18 protein-coding genes are annotated in these 19136 nt (G+C 67.0%); 13 read left to right on the top strand and 5 right to left on the bottom strand.

Annotation, left to right across the window (positions count from 1 at the left end; translation table 11 throughout):
* Nucleotides 1–3: 3 nt before the first annotated feature.
* From AC13GF_RS12900 to AC13GF_RS12860, 9 genes are all read left to right on the top strand, one after another.
* Nucleotides 4–933, top strand: a complete 930-nt coding sequence (locus AC13GF_RS12900) for a DUF58 domain-containing protein (protein ID WP_483004859.1) — start codon at nucleotides 4–6, stop codon at nucleotides 931–933.
* Nucleotides 930–1379, top strand: coding sequence for a DUF4381 family protein (locus AC13GF_RS12895; RefSeq protein WP_483004858.1), 450 nt, complete (start codon nucleotides 930–932; stop codon nucleotides 1377–1379). The genes AC13GF_RS12900 and AC13GF_RS12895 overlap by 4 nt, the downstream gene beginning before the upstream one ends.
* Nucleotides 1376–2380, top strand: a complete 1005-nt coding sequence (locus tag AC13GF_RS12890; RefSeq protein WP_483004857.1) for a vWA domain-containing protein — start codon at nucleotides 1376–1378, stop codon at nucleotides 2378–2380. The genes AC13GF_RS12895 and AC13GF_RS12890 overlap by 4 nt, the downstream gene beginning before the upstream one ends.
* Nucleotides 2377–4215 carry a tetratricopeptide repeat protein gene (locus AC13GF_RS12885; protein WP_483004856.1) on the top strand — a complete coding sequence of 613 codons (1839 nt, stop codon included), beginning with the start codon at nucleotides 2377–2379 and terminating at the stop codon, nucleotides 4213–4215. The genes AC13GF_RS12890 and AC13GF_RS12885 overlap by 4 nt, the downstream gene beginning before the upstream one ends.
* A complete protein-coding gene (locus tag AC13GF_RS12880; protein WP_483004855.1) occupies nucleotides 4212–5927 on the top strand; it encodes a BatD family protein in 1716 nt (571 codons plus the stop codon). Before AC13GF_RS12885 ends, AC13GF_RS12880 begins: the two co-directional genes overlap by 4 nt.
* A 57-nt stretch (nucleotides 5928–5984) precedes the next feature.
* Entirely contained in the window at nucleotides 5985–7304 is a 1320-nt protein-coding gene (locus AC13GF_RS12875; protein WP_349744311.1) for a dicarboxylate/amino acid:cation symporter, read from the top strand.
* Nucleotides 7305–7571: 267 nt separating this feature from the next.
* Complete coding sequence (gene tkt / locus AC13GF_RS12870) at nucleotides 7572–9569, top strand: transketolase (protein ID WP_483004854.1); 1998 nt, start codon at nucleotides 7572–7574, stop codon at nucleotides 9567–9569.
* A 309-nt stretch (nucleotides 9570–9878) separates the two neighbouring features.
* Nucleotides 9879–10157 carry a type II toxin-antitoxin system RelE/ParE family toxin gene (locus AC13GF_RS12865; RefSeq protein WP_032962148.1) on the top strand — a complete coding sequence of 93 codons (279 nt, stop codon included), beginning with the start codon at nucleotides 9879–9881 and terminating at the stop codon, nucleotides 10155–10157.
* A gap of 11 nt (nucleotides 10158–10168) precedes the next feature.
* Nucleotides 10169–10474, top strand: coding sequence for a HigA family addiction module antitoxin (locus tag AC13GF_RS12860; protein ID WP_134731848.1), 306 nt, complete (start codon nucleotides 10169–10171; stop codon nucleotides 10472–10474).
* 88 nt (nucleotides 10475–10562) lie between these two features.
* On the opposite strand, the gene AC13GF_RS12855 is transcribed toward AC13GF_RS12860, so the two are convergent.
* Nucleotides 10563–12515, bottom strand: coding sequence for an acetyl-CoA hydrolase/transferase C-terminal domain-containing protein (locus AC13GF_RS12855; RefSeq protein WP_483004853.1), 1953 nt, complete (start codon nucleotides 12513–12515; stop codon nucleotides 10563–10565).
* Nucleotides 12516–12549: 34 nt separating this feature from the next.
* Nucleotides 12550–13107 carry a flavin reductase family protein gene (locus AC13GF_RS12850; RefSeq protein ID WP_483004852.1) on the bottom strand — a complete coding sequence of 186 codons (558 nt, stop codon included), beginning with the start codon at nucleotides 13105–13107 and terminating at the stop codon, nucleotides 12550–12552.
* 117 nt (nucleotides 13108–13224) lie between these two features.
* Here AC13GF_RS12850 and AC13GF_RS12845 point away from each other — a divergent pair, with 117 nt between their 5' ends.
* Genes AC13GF_RS12845 through AC13GF_RS12835 form a run of 3 tightly spaced genes read left to right on the top strand, consistent with a single transcriptional unit; the run spans nucleotide 13225 to nucleotide 15345 of the window.
* Nucleotides 13225–13590: a BlaI/MecI/CopY family transcriptional regulator gene (locus AC13GF_RS12845; RefSeq protein WP_012481135.1), complete on the top strand. Its 366-nt coding sequence runs from the start codon at nucleotides 13225–13227 to the stop codon at nucleotides 13588–13590.
* Complete coding sequence (locus tag AC13GF_RS12840) at nucleotides 13583–14785, top strand: M56 family metallopeptidase (RefSeq protein WP_483004851.1); 1203 nt, start codon at nucleotides 13583–13585, stop codon at nucleotides 14783–14785. Before AC13GF_RS12845 ends, AC13GF_RS12840 begins: the two co-directional genes overlap by 8 nt.
* Nucleotides 14782–15345, top strand: coding sequence for a hypothetical protein (locus AC13GF_RS12835; RefSeq protein ID WP_483004850.1), 564 nt, complete (start codon nucleotides 14782–14784; stop codon nucleotides 15343–15345). The genes AC13GF_RS12840 and AC13GF_RS12835 overlap by 4 nt, the downstream gene beginning before the upstream one ends.
* A gap of 57 nt (nucleotides 15346–15402) precedes the next feature.
* Here AC13GF_RS12835 and AC13GF_RS12830 read toward each other — a convergent pair whose 3' ends face one another.
* The 3 genes from AC13GF_RS12830 to AC13GF_RS12820 form a co-directional block, all read right to left on the bottom strand.
* The gene (locus tag AC13GF_RS12830) at nucleotides 15403–16203 is read right to left on the bottom strand and encodes an MBL fold metallo-hydrolase (protein ID WP_483004849.1); all 801 of its coding nucleotides are present in this window, start codon (nucleotides 16201–16203) and stop codon (nucleotides 15403–15405) included.
* An 11-nt stretch (nucleotides 16204–16214) separates the two neighbouring features.
* The gene (locus tag AC13GF_RS12825; RefSeq protein WP_126928548.1) at nucleotides 16215–17033 is read right to left on the bottom strand and encodes a S1/P1 nuclease; all 819 of its coding nucleotides are present in this window, start codon (nucleotides 17031–17033) and stop codon (nucleotides 16215–16217) included.
* A gap of 236 nt (nucleotides 17034–17269) precedes the next feature.
* A complete protein-coding gene (locus AC13GF_RS12820; RefSeq protein WP_049437095.1) occupies nucleotides 17270–17899 on the bottom strand; it encodes an OmpW/AlkL family protein in 630 nt (209 codons plus the stop codon).
* Between the two features lie 193 nt (nucleotides 17900–18092).
* Here AC13GF_RS12820 and gap point away from each other — a divergent pair, with 193 nt between their 5' ends.
* Complete coding sequence (gene gap / locus AC13GF_RS12815; protein ID WP_483004848.1) at nucleotides 18093–19097, top strand: type I glyceraldehyde-3-phosphate dehydrogenase; 1005 nt, start codon at nucleotides 18093–18095, stop codon at nucleotides 19095–19097.
* Nucleotides 19098–19136 lie beyond the last annotated feature (39 nt).

The following is a 19136-nucleotide window of genomic DNA, read 5'->3' as shown; positions in this document are numbered from 1 at the left end:
CGCATGACCGACCCATCCCAGGAACCCGTCTCCAACGTCAGTGATGGCGATGGCCTGCGCCCGCAACTGTCCGAGCTGGTGGCGCTGCGCCGTCTTGCACAGCGACCGCCGCCGCCACGCCGTGGCCGTGCCGGCAACGCCGGGCAGGCGCCGTCGCCGCTGCGTGGGCGTGGCATGGAATATGCCGAATCACGCGAGTACGTGGCCGGGGACGATGCACGCCATATCGACTGGCGGGTGACCGCGCGGACCGGTCGTGCCCACACCAAACTGTTCCAGGCCGAGCGCGAGCGGGTCAGCCTGATCGTGGCCGATACCTCGCCGTCGCTGTACTTCGGCACCCGCGTGCGCTTCAAATCGGTGCAGGCCGCACGTGCGGGCGCCGTCGCCGCGTGGTCGGCGCAGCGTCGTGGCGATCGCATCGGCGCCCTGCGGGGCAGCGACCGTGAACCACCGATCGCACCGGCAGGAGGCCCGCGCGGCGTGCTGCGCGTACTGGATGCGCTCACCCGCTGGTATGCGCAGCCCCCGGCCGATGACCTTGGCCTGGAGCGCGCGCTGGACCATGCCGGTCGCGTCCTGCGCCCGGGTGCACGTGTGCTGGTGCTGGCCGATCCGCAGCAGGCCATCCGTATTCCGCCTGCGCGCTGGAGTGCGCTGGCCCAGCATCATGACCTCAGCCTGGTGCTGCTGGTCGATCCATTGGAACTGCAACCTCCGTCGGCCGCGCTGCAGTTCCAGACCCTGCAACAGCGCATCGGCCTCGACCTGCGCCGCAGCGAGGTGCAGGCCCATTGGCAGGCCCACTTCGTTGAACCGTTGCAGGAACTGCGACGCCAGCTGGGAGCGCGCCGCGTCGATGTGCAGGTGCTGTCCACCGATGCGCCCAGCGATGCCTGGCTGGCGCCATCCCCGACCGAGGTGCCGGCATGAGCGCCAACCTGCCGCTGCGCGATGTGCAGCTGCCGCCGGCGCCATCATGGTGGCCACCGGCGCCGGGCTATCTGATGATCGGCGGCGTGGTGCTGCTGTTGCTGGTGGCGATGGCCTTGCTGTGGTGGCAGCGCCGCCGACGCCGCCAACGCTGGTTGCAGCTGTTCGATCAGGAGCTGGCAACCACCGCCGATGCTGCTGCCGAACTGGCGGCGATCGCAGGACTGCTGCGTCGCGCTGCACGCCAGGCACAGCCCGGCAGTGAATCCCTGCGCGATGACGCCTGGTGGCAGCGCGTGGATCCGAAAGGCACGTTGCCCGCGGCACGTCGCAGTCTGCTGGCGGAAGGTGCCTATCGCCCGCGGGTGGACGCCAACGATGTGGCGGCGCTGCGCAGCTGGGCGCGCGAGCGCTATCTGGCCATGCTGCTGGAGCGGCGCCGATGAACCTGCTGGCAAGTTACTGGCCATGGCCGGACCTGCAGCTGGCCTGGCCGCTGGCCCTGCTGGCGCTGCCGTTGCCGTTGCTGATGCGCTGGTGGAAGCGTCGTGCCGATCCCGGCGCTGCGCTGCGCGTGCCCTATGCGGCGACGGAACTGGAAGCGCTGGCCGGCGGCGGCCGCGTTGATGTGTCGTGGCTGCGCACGCTGCTGTTGTGGCTGGGCTGGTGCGCGTTGTGCGTCGCACTCACGCGCCCGCAGCAGTTGGGCGAGGCCATCACCCCACCTCAGCAGGGCCGGCAGATGATGCTGGCGATGGACGTGTCCGGCAGCATGGGCGAGGGCGACATGGTGCTGGGCGGCCAGGCGGTGGATCGCCTCACTGCCGCGAAGGCGGTGCTGGCCGACTTCCTCGACCGCCGCGCCGGTGATCGCATCGGCCTGCTGATCTTCGGCGACCGCGCCTACACGCTTACGCCGCTTACTGCTGATCTGGCCAGCGTGCGCGACCAGCTGCGCGACAGCGTGGTCGGCCTGGCCGGGCGCGAGACGGCCATCGGTGATGCCATCGGCCTGGCAGTGAAACGCCTGCGCAGCCAACCCGAGGGACAGCGCGTGCTGATTCTGCTGACCGACGGCGTCAGCAATGCCGGCGTGCTGGAACCGCTGCGTGCGGCGGAAGTGGCCCGAGCCGAGGGTGTACGCATCCATACCGTTGCATTTGGTGGCGATGGCAGCATGCGCCTGTTCGGCATTCCCATTTCCGCCGATCAGGACCCGGTCGATGAGGCCACCTTGAAGAAGATTGCCAGCATGACCGGTGGCCAGTTCTTCCGCGCCCGCGATACCGCGCAGCTGGCCGGCATCTATGCCGAACTGGATCGGCTGGAGCCGATCGCGGCGAAGGGGCCGAGCCTGCGCCCGCGCGAAGAGCGCTATGCGTGGCCGTTGGGCCTGGCGTTGTTGCTGGGGGCATTGGCATGGGTGTGGCCGGAGCGCCGTCGATGATCGCGTTGGCTTCCCATCTTCCCGACTGGAATGCGCTGCACTTCCTGCGCCCGGAATGGCTGTGGGCCTTGCTGGCGTTGCCGCTGATCCTCGCGCTGGCGTTGTACCGGCAGCGCCGCAGCGATGTGTGGCGAACAGCGGTGGATGCCCACCTGTTGCCGCATCTGCTGGCTGCGGGCAAGCGCCGCCGTGCACGCCTGCCCTGGGCCGTGCTGCTGGGCTGGACGCTGGCTTCGCTGGCCATGGCCGGGCCGAGCTGGCGGCAGCAGGCACAACCGATGTTCCAGGCCAGCGCACCGCTGCTGGTCGTGCTGGATCTGTCCAGCCGGATCAATGCCACCGACCTGCCGCCGTCGCGCCTGCTGCAGGCACGGGCGAAAGTGGGCGAGCTGCTGCGTGCCCGCCAGGGCGGCCAGGTAGGCCTGGTGGTCTACGCAGAGGATGCCTACACGGTGGCGCCGCTGACCGACGACGGCAGCAATGTCGCGTTGTATCTGGACGCGCTGTCACCGGATGTGATGCCACGTGACGGCCAGCGTGCCGACCGCGGTATCGACTGGGCGACGCGGTTGATGCGCCAGATCGGGGCATTGCGGGGGCAGATCCTGCTGGTCAGCGATCAGGCCGATGGTGAAGCGGCACTGGCCGCAGCGCAGGCGCGCAGCCTCGGCCTGCAGGTGTCGGTACTGGGCCTGGGTACGCCCACTGGTGCGGCGTACCGGGATGGCCGTGGGCAGATCCGCCAGGCTGCGTTGGACGAAGGCAGCCTGCGTGCGGTGGCCACCGCAGGCGGTGGCCGCTATGCCCGCATCGCCGCCGATGACAGTGACCTGCGCGCACTGGGTGTACTTGATGCACGCGAAGGCACTTCGGCGCAGCGGCCCGGCGAGGGCAAGCAATGGCGTGATGAAGGGTTCTGGCTGGTGCCACCGGTGATGCTGCTGGCGCTGCTCGCCTTCCGTCGCCGCGCTGTACTGGCCGCCGTGCTGGCGGTGGGCCTGCTGCCGTGGATGGGGGATGTGCAGGCACAGGCACCTCCAGCGCCCGCTTCGCAGCCCGTGCAGGGCACGCTGTGGAAGCGTGCTGATCAATTGCAGCACCAGCGCTTGGCGGAAGGCGTACAGGCTTACCGCAACGGCGACTTTGCCAACGCACGCAAGCAATTCGAAGGCATCGACAGTGATGCAGGCTGGTACAACCTGGCCAACGCACTGGCACGCCAGGGCAACTACGACGAAGCCATTGCCGCCTACGACCGCGCGTTGGTGCTGCATCCCGGCATGGCCGATGCGGTCGCCAACCGTGCCGTGGTCGATGCCGCGCGCAAGCGCAAGCAATCGGGTGGCAAAGGCCAGGATCAGCAGAAGCCACCGCAGAACGGGCAGCAGAAGCAGCAGAACAATTCACAGGGCCAGCAGAACCCGCAGGGCCAGCAACCGCAGCAGGGCCAGAAGGATCCGGGGCAGGGCCAACCGCAGCCGGGCCAGCAGGGGCAGCCCAAGGCGGGTGACGACAACGCGCCGTCGACGCCTCAGCCCGGCGAGCGCGGGCGCGATGGACAGCAGGCGCCACCACAGGTGGAGGATGCCAAGGCGCAGGCCCAGGCTGATGAGCAGCAGCGCCAGCGCATGCAGCAGGCCATGCAGCAGGCACGTGAGGGCAAGGGCGAACAGGATGGCAAACCCGTGACAGGCAGCGACGGCACCACGCCGCGCCAGCGCGAGGAGCAACAAGCGGTGGAGGCCTGGATGCGGCGTGTACCGGATGATCCGGGGGCACTGCTGCGGGCCAAGTTCCAGCTGGAAAACGAACGCAGGAAGAGGGAAGGGCGATGACGCGGGCGATCAACATGCACGGGCGCTGGCCACTGCAGGTACTGGCGGCACTGCTGCTGTGGCTGCCGCTGCTGGCCTGGGCGCAGCCGCGCGCGTGGTTGGACCGCGACCGCATTGCGATGGGCGACACGGTCACCCTCAATGTCGAGAGCGATCAGGGCGCGCCAGACTTCACGCCGTTGCGTACCGACTTCGATCTCAGCGGGCAGACCAGCAGCCGTCAGGTGGAGTGGAGCAACGGCAGCATGCAGCAGCGCAATCTGTATGGCGTGGCACTCACGCCACGGCGTAGCGGTGCACTGGTGGTGCCGAGCCTGGAGGTGGGCAGCGTCCGTACCGCGCCGCTGACCCTGCAGGTGGATGCCGCTGCCGTGGCCGGCCCCGACAGCAATGCGGTGGCATTCATCGAGACCGTTGTCGATGACGAAACGCCGTACGTGCAGCAGAGCGTAGGCGTGGTGGTGCGCTTGTATTTCGCTTCGCAGCTGGCCTCCGGCGAACTGGTGCTGGATACCCCGGCCGGGGCGTCGCTGCAGCGCGTGGGCGACGATCGCACCGATGTGCGACAGGTCAATGGCCGCCGCTACAACGTGGTCGAGCGGCGCTTCCTGCTGATTCCGGAGCGCAGCGGCGCGTTGCGACTCGCCGGTGCGCGCTTCAACGGGCGCAGTGCGGGCGGCTTCTTCGATGACTTCTTTGGTGGCGGCGACGGCCGCATGAATGCCACCGGCGCGGACCGCACGTTGCAGGTGCAGGCACAGCCGGCACAGGCGCCGCAGCCATGGCTGCCGCTGCAGGGCCTGCAGCTGCGCTATACCAGTGCGCCGACCAGTGCCCGTACCGGCGAAGCGGCCAACGTGGTGGTCGAGGCGATTGCTGAAGGGGCGACCCGCGCGCAGTTCACCGACCTGCCGGTGCCGGATGTCGGCAGCGCTGCGCAGGTGTTCGCCGAACCCGCGCAGTACGAAGAAACCTTCAACGGCAGTACACCGCGGCTGAAGATCACCCGGCGCTATTCGATCGTGCCGCGCCAGCCGGGCGCGCTGGTGGTGCCAGGGCCGCGCCTGCCGTGGTGGGACGTACGCAATGGCAAGGCGCAGGAAGCGAAGTTGCCGGACCTGACGCTGGCCGTTGCGGCTGGCGCCGGCGCGGGTACTGCTTCGCCGGCACCGCTGCCGCCGATCGACACCGATGCCGCGCTGCCTGGCACCGACGGCCAGGACAGCCGTATCGCGGCCACCGATCCGCGCGCCAGCGGCCTGGCCGAGCGTCCGTGGCCATGGATGGCGGCGGCCATCGGCCTGGCACTGCTGTGGCTGTTGACCCTGTTGTGGGGCTGGCAGCGTGGCCGTCGCCCGCGTGCAGTGGCGCCTGTGGCTGGCAAGCCCTCTGTGCCGACTGTGGCGAGCGGACGTGCAGGCGTGGCCGAACTGCGCCGTGCGCTGGATGGCGAGGGATTCGACCAGGTGGAAGCACAACTGTGTGCGATGGCCGGTGTTGAACGCATCGAGCAGGTCATCACGCGGCTCGATGACCCGGCCCAGCGCCAGGTGCTGCAGGATCTGCAGCAGGCCCGATGGGGCGGGCAGGGTGATCTGGCGCCGCTGCGCACGCGCCTGCGCGAGGTCTTCCGTGACGGACCGCACTGGTCGGCGGCAGCGATGACCGCTGACACTGGTCTGGCGCCGCTGTATCCGCCGCGGCGAACCTGAACCGGCGCCGCTTGCGCGCTTTGTTAGAGTGCATTCATTTTTCGAGGAAACCCGCGCATGACAGCAGCTGCTGCCGACAAGAAGAAGTTGCCCCTGCATTGGAAGATGGGCATCGGCTTTGCGATCGGCCTGATCCTGGGACTGATCGTGCACGCCCTGGGCGGCAGCGTCGATGGTCTGCAGGCCGGTGCCAAGTGGGTAATGGACTACATCACCACCCCGGCGTCGGGCCTGTTCCTCAACCTGATCTTCATGCTGATCGTGCCGCTGATCTTCTCGGCGCTGATCATGGGCGTGTCGGAGATGGGCGACATCCGCGCCCTCGGCCGCATCGGCTGGAAGACCCTGGCGTATACCGTGCTGCTGTCCGGCATTGCCGTGGGCATCGGCCTGGTGCTGGTCAACCTGCTCAAGCCGGGCGCCGGCGTGGATCCGCAGGTCGCCGCGATGATGCTGTCGGAGAACGCCGAGCGCAGCAAGGAGATTGTCGCGGGCATCCATGGCACGCCGAAGGGCATGGACATGCTGCTGTCGATCGTGCCGAGCAACGTGCTGCAGGCTGCGTCTGACAACGGCGCGATCCTGTCGCTGATGTTCTTCGCGCTGATGTTCGGCATCGGCATGGTGCTGACCGACAACGAGAAGGTGGCCCCGCTGCGCCGTGCCATCGAAGGCGTGTTCGAAATCTCGATGACCCTGATCAACCTGGTCATCCGCCTGGCCCCATATGCGGTGGCCTGCTTCATGTTCAACCTGGCCGCGCTGTTCGGCTTCGAGCTGATCATCCGCCTCGGTGCCTACGTGGGCGTGGTGGTGCTGGCGCTCGGCCTGCACATGGTGGTGACCTACGGTACGGCCGTGTGGCTGTCCGGTCGCTCGCCGCTGTCGTTCTTCCGCGATACCCAGGAAGCGACGGTGATGGCGTTCTCCACCGCCTCCAGCAACGCCACCCTGCCGACCGCGCTGCGCGTGGCTGACCAGATGGGCCTGCCGCAGCGCGTGTCGCGCTTCGTGCTGACCGTGGGCGCCACCGCCAACCAGAACGGCACCGCGCTGTTCGAAGGCGTGACGGTGATCTTCCTGGCCCAGTTCTTTGGCGTGGACCTGAGCATCGGCCAGCAGATCATGGTGATGGCGGTCTGCATCCTCGGCGGCATCGGCACCGCAGGTGTGCCGTCGGGCTCGCTGCCGGTGGTGGCGATGATCTGCGCGATGGTGGGCGTGAACCCGCTGGGCATCGGCCTGATCCTGGGCGTGAACCACTTCCTGGACATGTGCCGTACCGCCCTGAACGTGACCGGCGACCTGGCCCTGACCACGCTGGTGGCCAAGGGTGAGTCGCACGATGGCCCGGCGCTGGGCCCGCAGCAGGACTGAGTCCGGATTCCCGCCCCCGGACTCCGGGGGCGGTAGTGCCGGCCGCTGGCCGGGTACTCTCCCCCGCGCCTTCGGCGCAGCCCCTGGAGTCCCAGGGACGGGTAGTGCCGGCCGCTGGCCGGCAACTTCATGATCTTCATTGAATTCTGCGCAACTGCCGGCCAGCGGCCGGCATTACCGGGCAAGGTGAACTGACCCCCCGCCCGGCGACTATGGGACAATAGGCCGCCCGCACGTCCGCGGCCGCCTCCCGATTCCGACAGAACCATGACGCAGCCTACCCGTCGCCAGTTGGCCAACGCCATCCGCTTCCTTGCCGCCGATGCGGTTGAAACCGCAAAGTCCGGCCACCCCGGCATGCCCATGGGCATGGCCGACATCGCCGAAGTCCTCTGGAACGACTACCTCCGCCATAACCCGAGCAATCCGCACTGGTTCAACCGCGACCGTTTCGTGCTGTCCAACGGCCACGGTTCGATGCTGCAGTACGCGCTGCTGCACCTGAGCGGTTACGACCTGCCGATCGAGCAGCTCAAGCTGTTCCGCCAGCTGGGCAGCCACACCGCCGGTCACCCGGAACGCCACGAGACCCCGGGCGTGGAAACCACCACCGGCCCGCTGGGCCAGGGTTTCGCCAATGCCGTGGGCTTCGCCCTGGCCGAGAAGCTGCTGGCACAGCGCTTCAACCGCCCGGAGCTGGAAGTGGTCGACCACCGCACCTGGGTGTTCATGGGCGATGGCTGCCTGATGGAAGGTGTGTCGCATGAAGCGGCGTCGCTGGCCGGTACCTGGGGCCTGCACAAGCTGGTCTGCTTCTGGGACAACAACCACATCTCCATCGACGGCAACGTCGAAGGCTGGTTCACCGACAACACCCCGGAGCGTTTCGAGGCCTATGGCTGGAACGTGGTCCGCGACGTCGATGGCCACGACCCGGAAAGCATCAAGGCCGGCATCGAAGCCGCGCTGTCGCAGAGCGACAAGCCGACCCTGATCTGCTGCCGCACCACCATTGGTTTTGGTTCGCCGAACAAGGCGGGCAAGGAATCCAGCCACGGCGCACCGCTGGGCAAGGACGAGCTGGAAGCCACCCGCAAGCAGCTGGGCTGGGAATACGGTCCGTTCGAGATCCCGCAGGCGATCTACGACGGCTGGCGCGCCAATGGCGCCGGCACGCTGCGCCAGGCCGAGTGGGAACAGCTGTTCGACAAGTACGCCAGCCAGTACCCGGGCGAAGCCGCCGAACTGACCCGCCGCTCGCACGGCGAACTGCCGGCCGACTTCGTTGCCAAGGCCGATGCCTACATCGCCCAGGTGACCGCTGAAGGCCCGACGATTGCCTCGCGCAAGGCCTCGCAGCTGGCCATCGAAGCCTATGCCCCGCTGCTGCCGGAAATCGTCGGCGGCTCGGCCGACCTGGCGCACTCCAACCTGACCCTGTGGAAGGGCAGCAAGTCGGTCGCCAGCGACGACGCCAACGCCAACTACGTGTACTACGGCGTGCGCGAGTTCGGCATGACCGCCATCGCCAACGGCCTGGCTCTGCACGGTGGCTTCATTCCGTTCGACGCCACCTTCCTGGTGTTCAGCGACTACGCCCGCAACGGCGTGCGCATGAGCGCGCTGATCCCGGCCCACGCCATCCACGTCTACACCCACGACTCGATCGGCCTGGGCGAAGACGGCCCGACCCACCAGCCGGTGGAGCACCTGGCCTCGCTGCGCTACATCCCGAACAACGACGTGTGGCGTCCGTGTGATGCGGTCGAGTCGGCGGTGAGCTGGAAGGCTGCAATCACCCGCCAGGATGGTCCGAGCTGCCTGGTGTTCAGCCGCCAGAACCTGCCGCACCAGCCGCGCAACGCCGAGCAGATCGGCCAGATCGAGCGGGGTGGTTACGTGCTGGCCGATGCGGCTGGTACCCCGGACGTGATCCTGATCGCCACCGGTTCGGAAGTCTCGCTGGCCACCGAAGCCAAGGCCCAGCTGGACGCGGCCGGCCTCAAGACCCGCGTGGTCTCGATGCCGTCCACCGACGTGTTCCTGCGCCAGGATGCGGCCTACCGTGAATCGGTGCTGCCGAACGCCGTGCGCAAGCGCGTGGCCGTGGAAGCCGGCGTCACCGGTTTCTGGCGCCAGTTCGTCGGCCTGGACGGTGCGGTGATCGGTATCGACACCTTCGGTGCCTCGGCCCCGGCCGACCAGCTGTACAAGCACTTCGGCATCACCACCGCCCACGTGGTGGAAGCCGCCAAGTCGCTGTAAGCAGCTTCGCGACGTAAAGAAGGAAGGGCCGGCGCACGCCGGCCTTTTCTTTGCCGCAGGAAAAAGGGGACGGAGGGGATTAAGTCGTTTGTGCACATGCGACCTAATCCCCTCCGTCCCCTTTTTCCTTTGTCCGGCACGCTCCGCCCGGCGGTGCGGCTGTCGCGTTGGCCTCTTCATCTGACCTGCGATGTCTGCGAAAAGGAGGGCTGCCGAGGCTCCCTCAGAAGTAGGCATGGACAGCAAAAGCGGCGCGAAAACCCATGGCGTATTTGCGATGTGTAAGGTGTTGCCTTACACTGGTGGCGCATGATCGTCAGCTTCAGGCACAAGGGCCTGAAAGCGCTCTATGAGCGGGGCGACATTTCGGGAGTCCGTGCTGATCATGTGGCTCGGTTGCGACGTCTACTTCTGCAGCTGGATCAGGCCCGGCTGCCTGGAGACATGGGGCTGCCCGGAAATCGCCTGCACCCTCTGCGGGGAAGCTATAGCGGCTACTGGGCTGTAAGTGTCTCGGCGAGTTGGCGATTGGTGTTCCGCTTTCGTGGGCTTGACGTCGAACTGGTCGATTACCTTGATTACCATTAGGAGTCTGCTCGATGCCGTTGCATGATCCGCCGCATCCCGGGGAATCGCTGCGCGAAGACATCCTACCGGCGATCAGCATGTCGATCAGTGCGCTGGCGCAGCATCTTGGCTATTCGCGCGGACAGCTGTCGACCATCATCAACGGGCACGCCGGCATCTCTGCTGAACTCGCGTACCGTCTTGAACTTGCAGGTCTGGGCAATGCCCGCATGTGGCTGGCGATGCAGGCGGCATATGACCTGTGGCAGGTCGAGCATCGAGCACATCCACCGATTGCCCGCCTGTATCTTGAGGATGCAGTAAGGATAGAGCGGTAGATCCACGCCATGCGTGGATGAGAAAAAGGGGACGGAGGGAATTAAGTCGTTTGTGCACATGCGACTTAATCCCCTCCGTCCCCTTTTCTCAGGCGGTACGCGCCAGTGCCAGCCGCAGCAGGCGTGCGTCCAGGCGTTCGGCGAAATCCTTCGGTGCCTGCAGGCCCATGCGTTGCAGGTACACGGCATCGCCGTCGCCAGCGGGTTGGCGCAGCGCCGCCCAGACCGTACGCAGCTTGTCGCCGCGGGTCTGCGTGTTGGCCTTCAGCCAGCCCAGCGCCTTCACCAGCACCTGCTCGATCTCGTTGAAGTCGCTGCCCAGCGGATAGTCCGGCAGGCTGCCGTCGGCGCGGAACGGTGCCAGCGCCGCCGCCAGCGCCTGTGGCGTGTTGCGCTGCTGGCGCTCCGGATCTGGTTGCGCGGCTGCCAGCAGCTTGCGCGAGGCCTGTGCCTGCTGCAGCAGGCCGCTCTGGAACGGGGCTTCGGTGATTGCGGTCATCGCATGCACGCAGTCCTCGTCGGTCAGTCCACGCAGGTCGGCGATGCCGTACTCGTTGAGGTAGATGTCGCGCAGGTGACGCGGGATGGTGGTGTGGCCGTAGTTCCAGCGAACGTTGGATTCGCGCTGGCCCTTGTCATCGCGCGCGGCGCGGAACATCAGCACGCTGCGCGCTTCCGGCAGGGCATGTGCCATCGCCACGAAGTTGTACTGGCCGCCCACGCCGGACACCACGCGTCCGTCGTCCAGCGCATCCGAGACTGCCGCGCCCAGCGCGGTGGCCATCATGCAGGAGTTGAAGAAGCGCGCGTGCCGGCGCTGCAGGCGTTCCAGCGTTTCGTTGCCGCCGTACAGCTGGTTGATCTCGCTGATGCGGCGCATGCCAATTGCACGGCACTCGTCTTCCGGCAGCGTGCGCAGCCATTCGTAGAACTCCGGCGAACCCAGGTAGAACGCGCCGTGCAGGTACTCACCTTCGGCAGCCAGGGTGGCGTGGTCGATGGACAGCGTGCTGCCGTTCTCGATGCGCTGCATCAGCGCCAGGTCGTCATGCACCTTGCGCTTGATCACCCCGGTCTGCACCAGCCGGCGGAAGCCTTCGTTGAGCATCTCGCTGCAGCCATACAGTCCCACCTCGAACGGCTCCACGCCGCCGATCTCCTGCACCAGCGGGTGGCTGGCCAGCTGCGGATCCAGTGCATGCAGCACGCGGCGGTAGCGCGCGTTGTCGGTGTGGCGCAGCACCAGTGCATGGCTGAGCGCGTCGGCCAGCGTGCCGATGCCGATCTGCAGCGTGCCGCCATCGCGCACCAGCGTGCTGGCATACAGGCCGATGGCGTAGTCGGCATCGCCGACCGGCTGCCGCGGCAGCCCGAACAGCGCCGGATACGGCGGCGGCGGGGTGATCACCAGATCGAAGAACGACACATCGACCGTGGCCGAGCCCCCCATGTAAGGCAGCTGCGGATCGATCTCGGCGATCAGCAACGGGCGCGGCAGCCCGCGAGCGGTCATCGCATCCAGCGTGTCCTGGGTGATGTCGTTGTTGCACGACAGCGAAAGCCGGCGATCGTTCGGTCGCATCGCCACCTTCTGCACGATCACCTGCGGCGCGCGCTGCGCGACTGCATCGGCGGCGTGGGTGTAGTTCAGGCTGGTATAGCTGGATTGCGCCTGGCGCGAACCGAGCAGGGCGCCGGACTGCATGTAGAACTCTTCCACCTGCACGTGCGCCGGCAGCGCGTCGCGCGCGATTGCATCGGCATAGGCCAGGCGCGGGAAATCGTCGCCGAAATGGCGCTGCGCGAACGGCGCCATGAAGCGTGCTTCCAGCCCGTTGCCGCGTGCCTTCGGCGGGTTCAGCGACAGCGCGGTATACAGCTGCAGCGGTCGCGAAGGGTCGTGCTCGACGCGTGCGTAAAGGGCATTGAGCAACCGATGTGGCTTGCCCAGTGCCAGCGGTGCCCCGATCCGCAGCGGCCCGTCCACGCGCGCAAACAACCAGTCGACAGCGGCGTCCAGGTCGGTGAGGTGTTCGGTCATGCGCGGCGGTCCTGCGTGTGGGGGAGTGCTGGCATTACAGCATGTCGGGCTTGAACCGCCGTCGACGCGAGACTTCCGCGCCGGACACCATGAACTGCCCATCGCCCCGGTAATGCACCGTGCGCGGCAGTTTCGGCCGTGGTGCCACGTGGGCGCGCACGATTTCCCAGATGAACAGGTTGCTCGATTGCACCCGGCTGTCGTCGTAAAGACGGCATTCGAAGCACGAATGGCACTGCCCAACCAGCGGCGCGCCGACCTCGCGCGCGGGCAGCGCATCGAGCTCGAAACGGGCGAACTTGTCGACCTCGCGGCCGCTGCAGTTGCCGATGTCCACCACGGTATCGAGCAGCTCCACGCCGGGTACGTTGATCACGCACTCGCCGCTGCCACGGGCCAGCGCATGGCTGTGATTCGCGTCCCACAGGTAGGTGGCGACCAATGACGGTGAGAAGCCCATCACCATGTGCCAGCCCATCGTCATCAGGTTGCGCTGGCCGCGCCAGGCCGTGCTGACCAGCACGATCGGGCCGGGTTCGAGGAAGCGGCGGGCCTGCTCGATCGGGAAATCCTTCTTGGGCAGCGCTTTCATCCGGGGCCTAGGGCGGGAGGAATCGATGCTGGCGCAGTCGGGATGAACCTGGAGTCGAGGGCTTGACAGGCGATTCGATTACGCGCGTAATCGGGCCGTCGATTACGGATGTAAACCATGACCCCGATCAGCGAAGCCGAAGCCGTTGTGATGGAGGTGCTGTGGCAGCAGGCACCGCGTAGCGCCGATGAAGTGGTCGCCGCGCTGGCCCACCGTGACTGGGCCGAACCGACCATCAAGACCCTGCTCAATCGTCTGCTGACCAAGGGCGCGATCGCCGCCGAGCGCGATGGCCGACGCTACCTGTACCGGCCGCTGCTGCAGCGCCAGGCATGGGTGGAGGCGCAGAGCCAGGACTTCATCGGGCGTGTCTTTGAAGGGCGCGTGGCGCCGCTGGTCGCGCACTTCAGCGAGCGCGGCCAGTTGAGCGCGCAGGATATCGCCGAACTGAAGAAGCTGATCCAGGAGCTGGATCATGACTGAGCTGCTCGACGGACTGTTGCAGGCCAGCGTGTGGCTGGCGGTGGGCGTGGTCCTGCTGGCGGCACTGCGACCGTTGCTGGTGCGGATGGGCGGCGCTGGGCTGGCCTACCGCAGCTGGTGGCTGCTGCCGATGCTGCTGGTGGCACTGATGTTGCCGTTGCCGCAGGTTGCGTTGTTGCAGCAGGTACCCACGCTGCCGCTGAAAGTGATGCCCGGTGCCATCGATGCCCTGAACGGACCGTCGTTGCCATGGGCCGGGCTGTTGCTGGCACTGTGGGTACTGGGCACGGCCCTCTGCCTGCTGCGCGACCTGCGCGCGCAGCGTCGTTTCGAGCGGCGGATGGGCTCACTGACGCCGCGCACCGATGGCAGCTGGCAGGCCAGCGGCGACCCAGGTCTGCCAGCACTGGTTGGCCTGTGGCGGCCGCGCATCGTGGTTGGCCCGGAGTTCGATCAGCAGTTCAGCGCGCAGGAACAGGGCCTGATCCTGCAGCACGAGCGCAGCCACCGTCGCAATGGCGATCACTGGGCCAACGGCGCGTTGCTGCTGGCGCGCGCGGTGTTCTGGTTTCACCCGCTGCTGCCATGGGCTGCACGCCGCTTCCTGCGCGACCAGGAGCTGGCCTGTGATGCCCGCACCATCGCCCCGCAGCCTGCGCTGCGCGGCCTCTACGCCAGCACGCTGCTGAAGGCGCAGCTGGTTCACCCGGTTGCGCCCGCGGTCTGCCATTGGCGCAGCCAACCCGTGTTGAAGGAGCGTATCGCCATGTTGAAGCAGTCGAAGCGGAAGGCATTGCCGTGGGTGTCGGGGCAGGTGCTGGTGGTCGGATTGTGCGTGGGAATGGGCGCGGTGGCGTGGGCCAGTCAGGGCGGTGCAGCCGCAGACGGCCAGGCAGAGGCCGCCATGGATCGGGAGATAGAGGTCGACAAGATGCCGCCGCCGTCCTATCCGAAGTCCGCCATCGAACAGCGCCAGGTGGGCGTGGTGAACCTACGCGTGGAAGTGGATGCCAAGGGCCATCCGACTGACGTCCAGGTGCTCAGTGCTACGAATCCGGGTGTGTTCGATGCGGTGTCGATCGCCGCCGCGCGGAGCTGGACCTATCGTCCGGCGATGAAGAACGGAAAGCCGGTTGCAGGGGCTGTGAAGATTCCGATCACCTATGCCATGGACAACACCGAGGACTCCCAGTGAAGTCCGCGCCGCTGCTAATGATGGCGGCGCTGTTGGCAGGGTGCGCGACCCAGGACCGCCTGACCACCGTGGATACCCGCAGCGAGAATGTCGGCCATCAGCGCCTGCAGCCGCAGGCGGGTGGCGGCAGTGGGCAGCTGCAGACCTATTCGCTGGGCGCGAGCGAGGGCTACCGGATGCCGCAGTTGTACGCGGCACCGGACCCGGAAGTGGGCGATCGTGACCCGCGCGCGGAACTGGCGCCGACCACCATCTGCCTGCAGGTGGTGGTTGATGCCAACGGCATCGTCGAGCGCAGCCTGCCATTGACCGATCGCCAGGAATGCGCCGCAGGGGCTGCACGCGAGAATGCGCCCCTGCTGCAGGCTGCGCAGGAAGCCGTGGCGATGTGGAAGTACTCGTCCGCAGCGGTCTGCCACTTCGCGGCTGGCAAGGTGCCTGCCGACCGCGGCGACTGTCGCGGCGCCGAGCGCGTCGAGCCGGTGGCCGTCACCCTGCAATACGCCTTTACCTTCGAGATCGTGAAGGGACAGCACGTGGTGCGCATGCAGGGAAAATGATCGCTTGCGATGACCGGGGTAACGCCGGGCCATGCCCGGCGAGCGCAGCGGCGTGGATCAGGCGCCGCCCTGGATGTTGGCCTTCACCGCGGGCTGCATCAGCTTGGGTTCTTCCAGCGTCGCATCGCGGGCCTGGCGCACGCTGACGAACTCTGCCTCGGCCACGCCGTCGTGCACGTGGATGTTGTGCGCTCGCTGTTCGCCGATGGTGGTTTCGTTGGCGAATGCACGACCACCCGGACCGTAGTCGTGGCAGACGAATACGCGCGTCGCATCGGGCAGGGCCAGCAGGCGCTGGATTGAACGGTACAACTGCGCGGCATCGCCACCCGGGAAATCGCAGCGGGCAGTGCCGCCGTCGGGCATGAACAGCGAGTCACCGGTGAACAGTGCATCGTCGATCAGGTAGGCGATGCTGTCGCTGGTATGGCCGGGCACGGCGATCACCTGGCAGCGCTGTTCGCCCAGAGCGAAGATTTCGCCATCGCTGAACAGGTGGTCGAAGATTTCATCGGCCGCAGGAAGCTGCAGGCCGTAGCGCGGCGCGAACGTGGCCTGCACCGCGCGGATGCCTTCGCCGATGGCCAGCGTGGCCTGCGGGAAGCGCTCCTTCAGGCGGCGCCCGGCCGATACATGGTCGGCGTGGGCGTGGGTTTCCAGCAGCCAGCGCAGCTGCAGGCCCTGTTGTTCGATGGCCTGCAACGCGGCATGCAGCGGCGCTTCACTGCTGGCGTCGGTATCCGGGTCGTAGTCCAGGACCGGGTCGATCAGCGCCGCCTCGCCGCTGGCCGGATCGCTGACCAGATAGCTGAAGGTGTTGCTGTCACGGTGGAAGAACGACTGCACCTGGACCGACATCGGAACTCTCCTCAGCGCGTGCCGAGCACGCGGTTCAGCAACTGCGCCAGGTTCTCACCGGCCAGTCGCAGCTGCGCTTCGGCCAGCGGCCGGTAGCGCTCGGTGTATTCGTCACCGATTTTACGCGTGGCCGGATAAACGCCAGCTTGCATGGAAATGCGGCAGCTGGCCTCGGCCCACGTCTGCGGGTCGCGCTGCGGGTTGGACTGGCGCGCCAGCTTCGGCGCGCGCTGGCTCTGCAGCAGCGGCAGGTAGCCCGCGTCGTCCAGCTTGCGGGTGTTGAGCATGCCGCTGTCCCACAGCGAGTGCAGGTTGGTACCGCGGTTGCCGAACTGCAGCTGGAAATCGTTGCCGCCCTTGTCGTGGGCGTAACCGGCGTGCATCGGCTGGTGGATGTCGCCGACCAGGTGCACGACGAACTTCAGCGCCTGCAGGCGCTCGCCGTCGGTCAGGCTGCGATCGCCGAGGATGGCGCTCTGTGCCTTCAGGGCCTCGACGATGCAGTTGCCGTTCCTGCAGTGCTTCGGTGCTTCGTAGTGGCAGTTGTCTTCGGCGATGTTGACGTAGTGCCAGCCGGCCGAGCGACGGCCCAGGCCCGGGTCCTTGGCGCGCAACTGGTCGGCCCAGGGCGCGATGCTGGCCAGCGTGGCGTCCGGTTCGGTGGCCAGCAGGCGGTCCACTTCGGCACGGGCGGTGGGGTTGAGGCGGGCGTCGGCAACTTCGGCGACAAGGCGGTGGCCTTGCGCGCCCCAGGCATGGGCGGGGGCGGAGGCGGACAGCAGGGCCGGCGCCAGGGCGGCGGCGAGGAACAGGGAGTGCAGGGCTTTCATGTGCACATTCTAGCGGGGTAGGTGGATTGAAGAGCGGCGCGTTCCTGTTCCGAAGTGGGAGCACAGCGGGAGGGGTTTACGGCGTGTCCCGGCTCCGCTCCCCGCCTTGCCCCAGCTCCGGAACCGCTTCAGTCCCAGGCACAAAAAAGCCCCGGCAATCACCGGGGCAACATGCTGCGAGGGTTTTGCGTGTAGCGGGGGAGCGGGGGCGAAGCCCCCGCGCTCAACACACCGCTTTAGAACTTGAAAACGTACGATGCGCCGTAGACCAGCGGATCGATGTTGACCGTGCCGATCTTCTCGCCGTTCAACTTCACCTTGCTGTCGATGTCGATCCAGCGCATGTCCACGCGCAGCGCGCCCTTCTCGCCGATCGCGAAGTCCACGCCCGCATGCGCGGCCAGGCCCCACGAATCCTGCAGCTTCAGGCGGCTGTCCTTCAGCGCACCGGTGGTGTCTTCGCTGAAGAAGGTCGTGTAGTTCACGCCCGCACCGATGAACGGCGACACCTTGCCCTTGCTGTTGAAGTGGTACTGCACGGTCACCACCGGCGGCAGCTGCTTGGTGCTGCCCACGCGGCCCAGGCCATTGATGTTGATGTCGTGCTTGAACGGAAGCGCGGCCAGCACTTCGATGCCCAGGTTGTCGGCGATGAAGTACTCACCAGTGATGGTCGGCTTGACGTCGTTGTCGACGTCGACCTTCAGGGTGTGGTTTGCCAGCCAGCCATTGTTCGACTTCGGGGCCACCTGGTGCACGCCGGCGGAAATGGTCCAGTCGCCCTTGGACTGGGCCATGGCCGGGGCCGCGGCGAGCGACAGGGCGGCGGCCAGGCTGGCCACGATCAGGGGGGAGGTCTTGCGCATGGGGGTGATCTCGTTGCTGGGTGGATGCGGCCAGTCTCGGCCTCACATCGCGCTAACGCTTTGATCCGGATCAAATCCTGTCCGCCGGCCTGCTGCCCGCCGGGGCTGGCCCGCGGTGGCCAGCCCCGGTTTGCTAGACTTGTGGGCCCTATCCATCCCGCCGCACCCGTCGCGGCCGCAGGAGCTTGAGAACATGGCAATCAAGGTTGGTATCAACGGTTTCGGTCGCATCGGGCGTAACGTCCTGCGCTCGGCGGTGCTGAACTTCGGCGACGACATCGAAATCGTGGCCATCAACGATCTGCTCGAGCCGGACTATCTGGCGTACATGCTCAAGTACGACTCCGTGCACGGCCGCTTCAAGGCTGACGTGGCGGTGCAGGGCAACGACCTGCTGGTCAACGGCAAGAAGATCCGCCTGACCCAGGAACGCGACCCGGCCAACCTGAAGTGGAACGAAGTGGACGTGGACGTGGTGATCGAGTCCACCGGCCTGTTCCTGACCAAGGAAACCGCGCAGAAGCACATCGATGCCGGCGCCAGGAAGGTCATCATGTCGGCCCCGTCGAAGGACGACACGCCGATGTTCGTGTACGGCGTGAACGACAAGACCTACGCCGGCCAGGCGATCGTCTCCAACGCTTCGTGCACCACCAACTGCCTGGCCCCGCTGGCCAAGGTCATCAATGACAAGTGGGGCATCAAGCGTGGCCTGATGACCACCGTGCATGCGGCGACCGCCACCCAGAAGACCGTCGATGGCCCGTCCAACAAGGACTGGCGTGGTGGCCGCGGCATCCTGGAGAACATCATTCCGTCGTCCACCGGTGCGGCCAAGGCCGTCGGCGTGGTCATCCCGGAACTGAACAAGAAGCTGACCGGTATGAGCTTCCGTGTCCCGACCTCGGACGTGTCGGTGGTCGACCTGACCGTCGAGCTGGAAAAGGAAGCCACCTACGCCGAGATCTGCGCGGAAGTGAAGGCACAGAGCGAAGGCCCGCTGAAGGGCATCCTCGGCTACACCGAAGACAAGGTCGTGGCCACCGATTTCCGCGGCGAGACCTGCACCTCGGTGTTCGACGCCGAAGCCGGTATCGCCCTGGATAGCACCTTCGTCAAGCTGGTCACCTGGTACGACAACGAGTGGGGCTACTCGAACAAGTGCCTGGAAATGGCCAAGGTCGTCGCCGCCAAGTAAGGCTGGCCAAGATCGCACGCGGACCCCGGCCTGACCGGG

The organism is Stenotrophomonas sp. 22LJNL06-5-1, from assembly GCF_056861455.1.
The sequence above is the reverse complement of the archived record's forward strand: the minus strand, read 5'-3'. Positions and strand labels throughout refer to the sequence as shown.

Excerpts from the sequence above, each read along its gene's own strand:
- AC13GF_RS12855 (WP_483004853.1), bottom strand. The coding sequence starts at position 12,515 with ATGACCGAACACCTCACCGACCTGGACGCCGCTGTCGACTGGTTGTTT.
- AC13GF_RS12820 (WP_049437095.1), bottom strand. The coding sequence starts at position 17,899 with ATGCGCAAGACCTCCCCCCTGATCGTGGCCAGCCTGGCCGCCGCCCTG.
- AC13GF_RS12880 (WP_483004855.1), top strand. The coding sequence starts at position 4,212 with ATGACGCGGGCGATCAACATGCACGGGCGCTGGCCACTGCAGGTACTG.
- AC13GF_RS12900 (WP_483004859.1), top strand. The coding sequence starts at position 4 with ATGACCGACCCATCCCAGGAACCCGTCTCCAACGTCAGTGATGGCGAT.
- gap (WP_483004848.1), top strand. The coding sequence starts at position 18,093 with ATGGCAATCAAGGTTGGTATCAACGGTTTCGGTCGCATCGGGCGTAAC.
- AC13GF_RS12865 (WP_032962148.1), top strand. The coding sequence starts at position 9,879 with ATGATCGTCAGCTTCAGGCACAAGGGCCTGAAAGCGCTCTATGAGCGG.
- AC13GF_RS12825 (WP_126928548.1), bottom strand. The coding sequence starts at position 17,033 with ATGAAAGCCCTGCACTCCCTGTTCCTCGCCGCCGCCCTGGCGCCGGCC.
- AC13GF_RS12895 (WP_483004858.1), top strand. The coding sequence starts at position 930 with ATGAGCGCCAACCTGCCGCTGCGCGATGTGCAGCTGCCGCCGGCGCCA.
- AC13GF_RS12885 (WP_483004856.1), top strand. The coding sequence starts at position 2,377 with ATGATCGCGTTGGCTTCCCATCTTCCCGACTGGAATGCGCTGCACTTC.
- AC13GF_RS12890 (WP_483004857.1), top strand. The coding sequence starts at position 1,376 with ATGAACCTGCTGGCAAGTTACTGGCCATGGCCGGACCTGCAGCTGGCC.
- AC13GF_RS12850 (WP_483004852.1), bottom strand. The coding sequence starts at position 13,107 with ATGAAAGCGCTGCCCAAGAAGGATTTCCCGATCGAGCAGGCCCGCCGC.
- AC13GF_RS12860 (WP_134731848.1), top strand. The coding sequence starts at position 10,169 with ATGCCGTTGCATGATCCGCCGCATCCCGGGGAATCGCTGCGCGAAGAC.
- AC13GF_RS12830 (WP_483004849.1), bottom strand. The coding sequence starts at position 16,203 with ATGTCGGTCCAGGTGCAGTCGTTCTTCCACCGTGACAGCAACACCTTC.
- tkt (WP_483004854.1), top strand. The coding sequence starts at position 7,572 with ATGACGCAGCCTACCCGTCGCCAGTTGGCCAACGCCATCCGCTTCCTT.
- AC13GF_RS12845 (WP_012481135.1), top strand. The coding sequence starts at position 13,225 with ATGACCCCGATCAGCGAAGCCGAAGCCGTTGTGATGGAGGTGCTGTGG.
- AC13GF_RS12840 (WP_483004851.1), top strand. The coding sequence starts at position 13,583 with ATGACTGAGCTGCTCGACGGACTGTTGCAGGCCAGCGTGTGGCTGGCG.
- AC13GF_RS12875 (WP_349744311.1), top strand. The coding sequence starts at position 5,985 with ATGACAGCAGCTGCTGCCGACAAGAAGAAGTTGCCCCTGCATTGGAAG.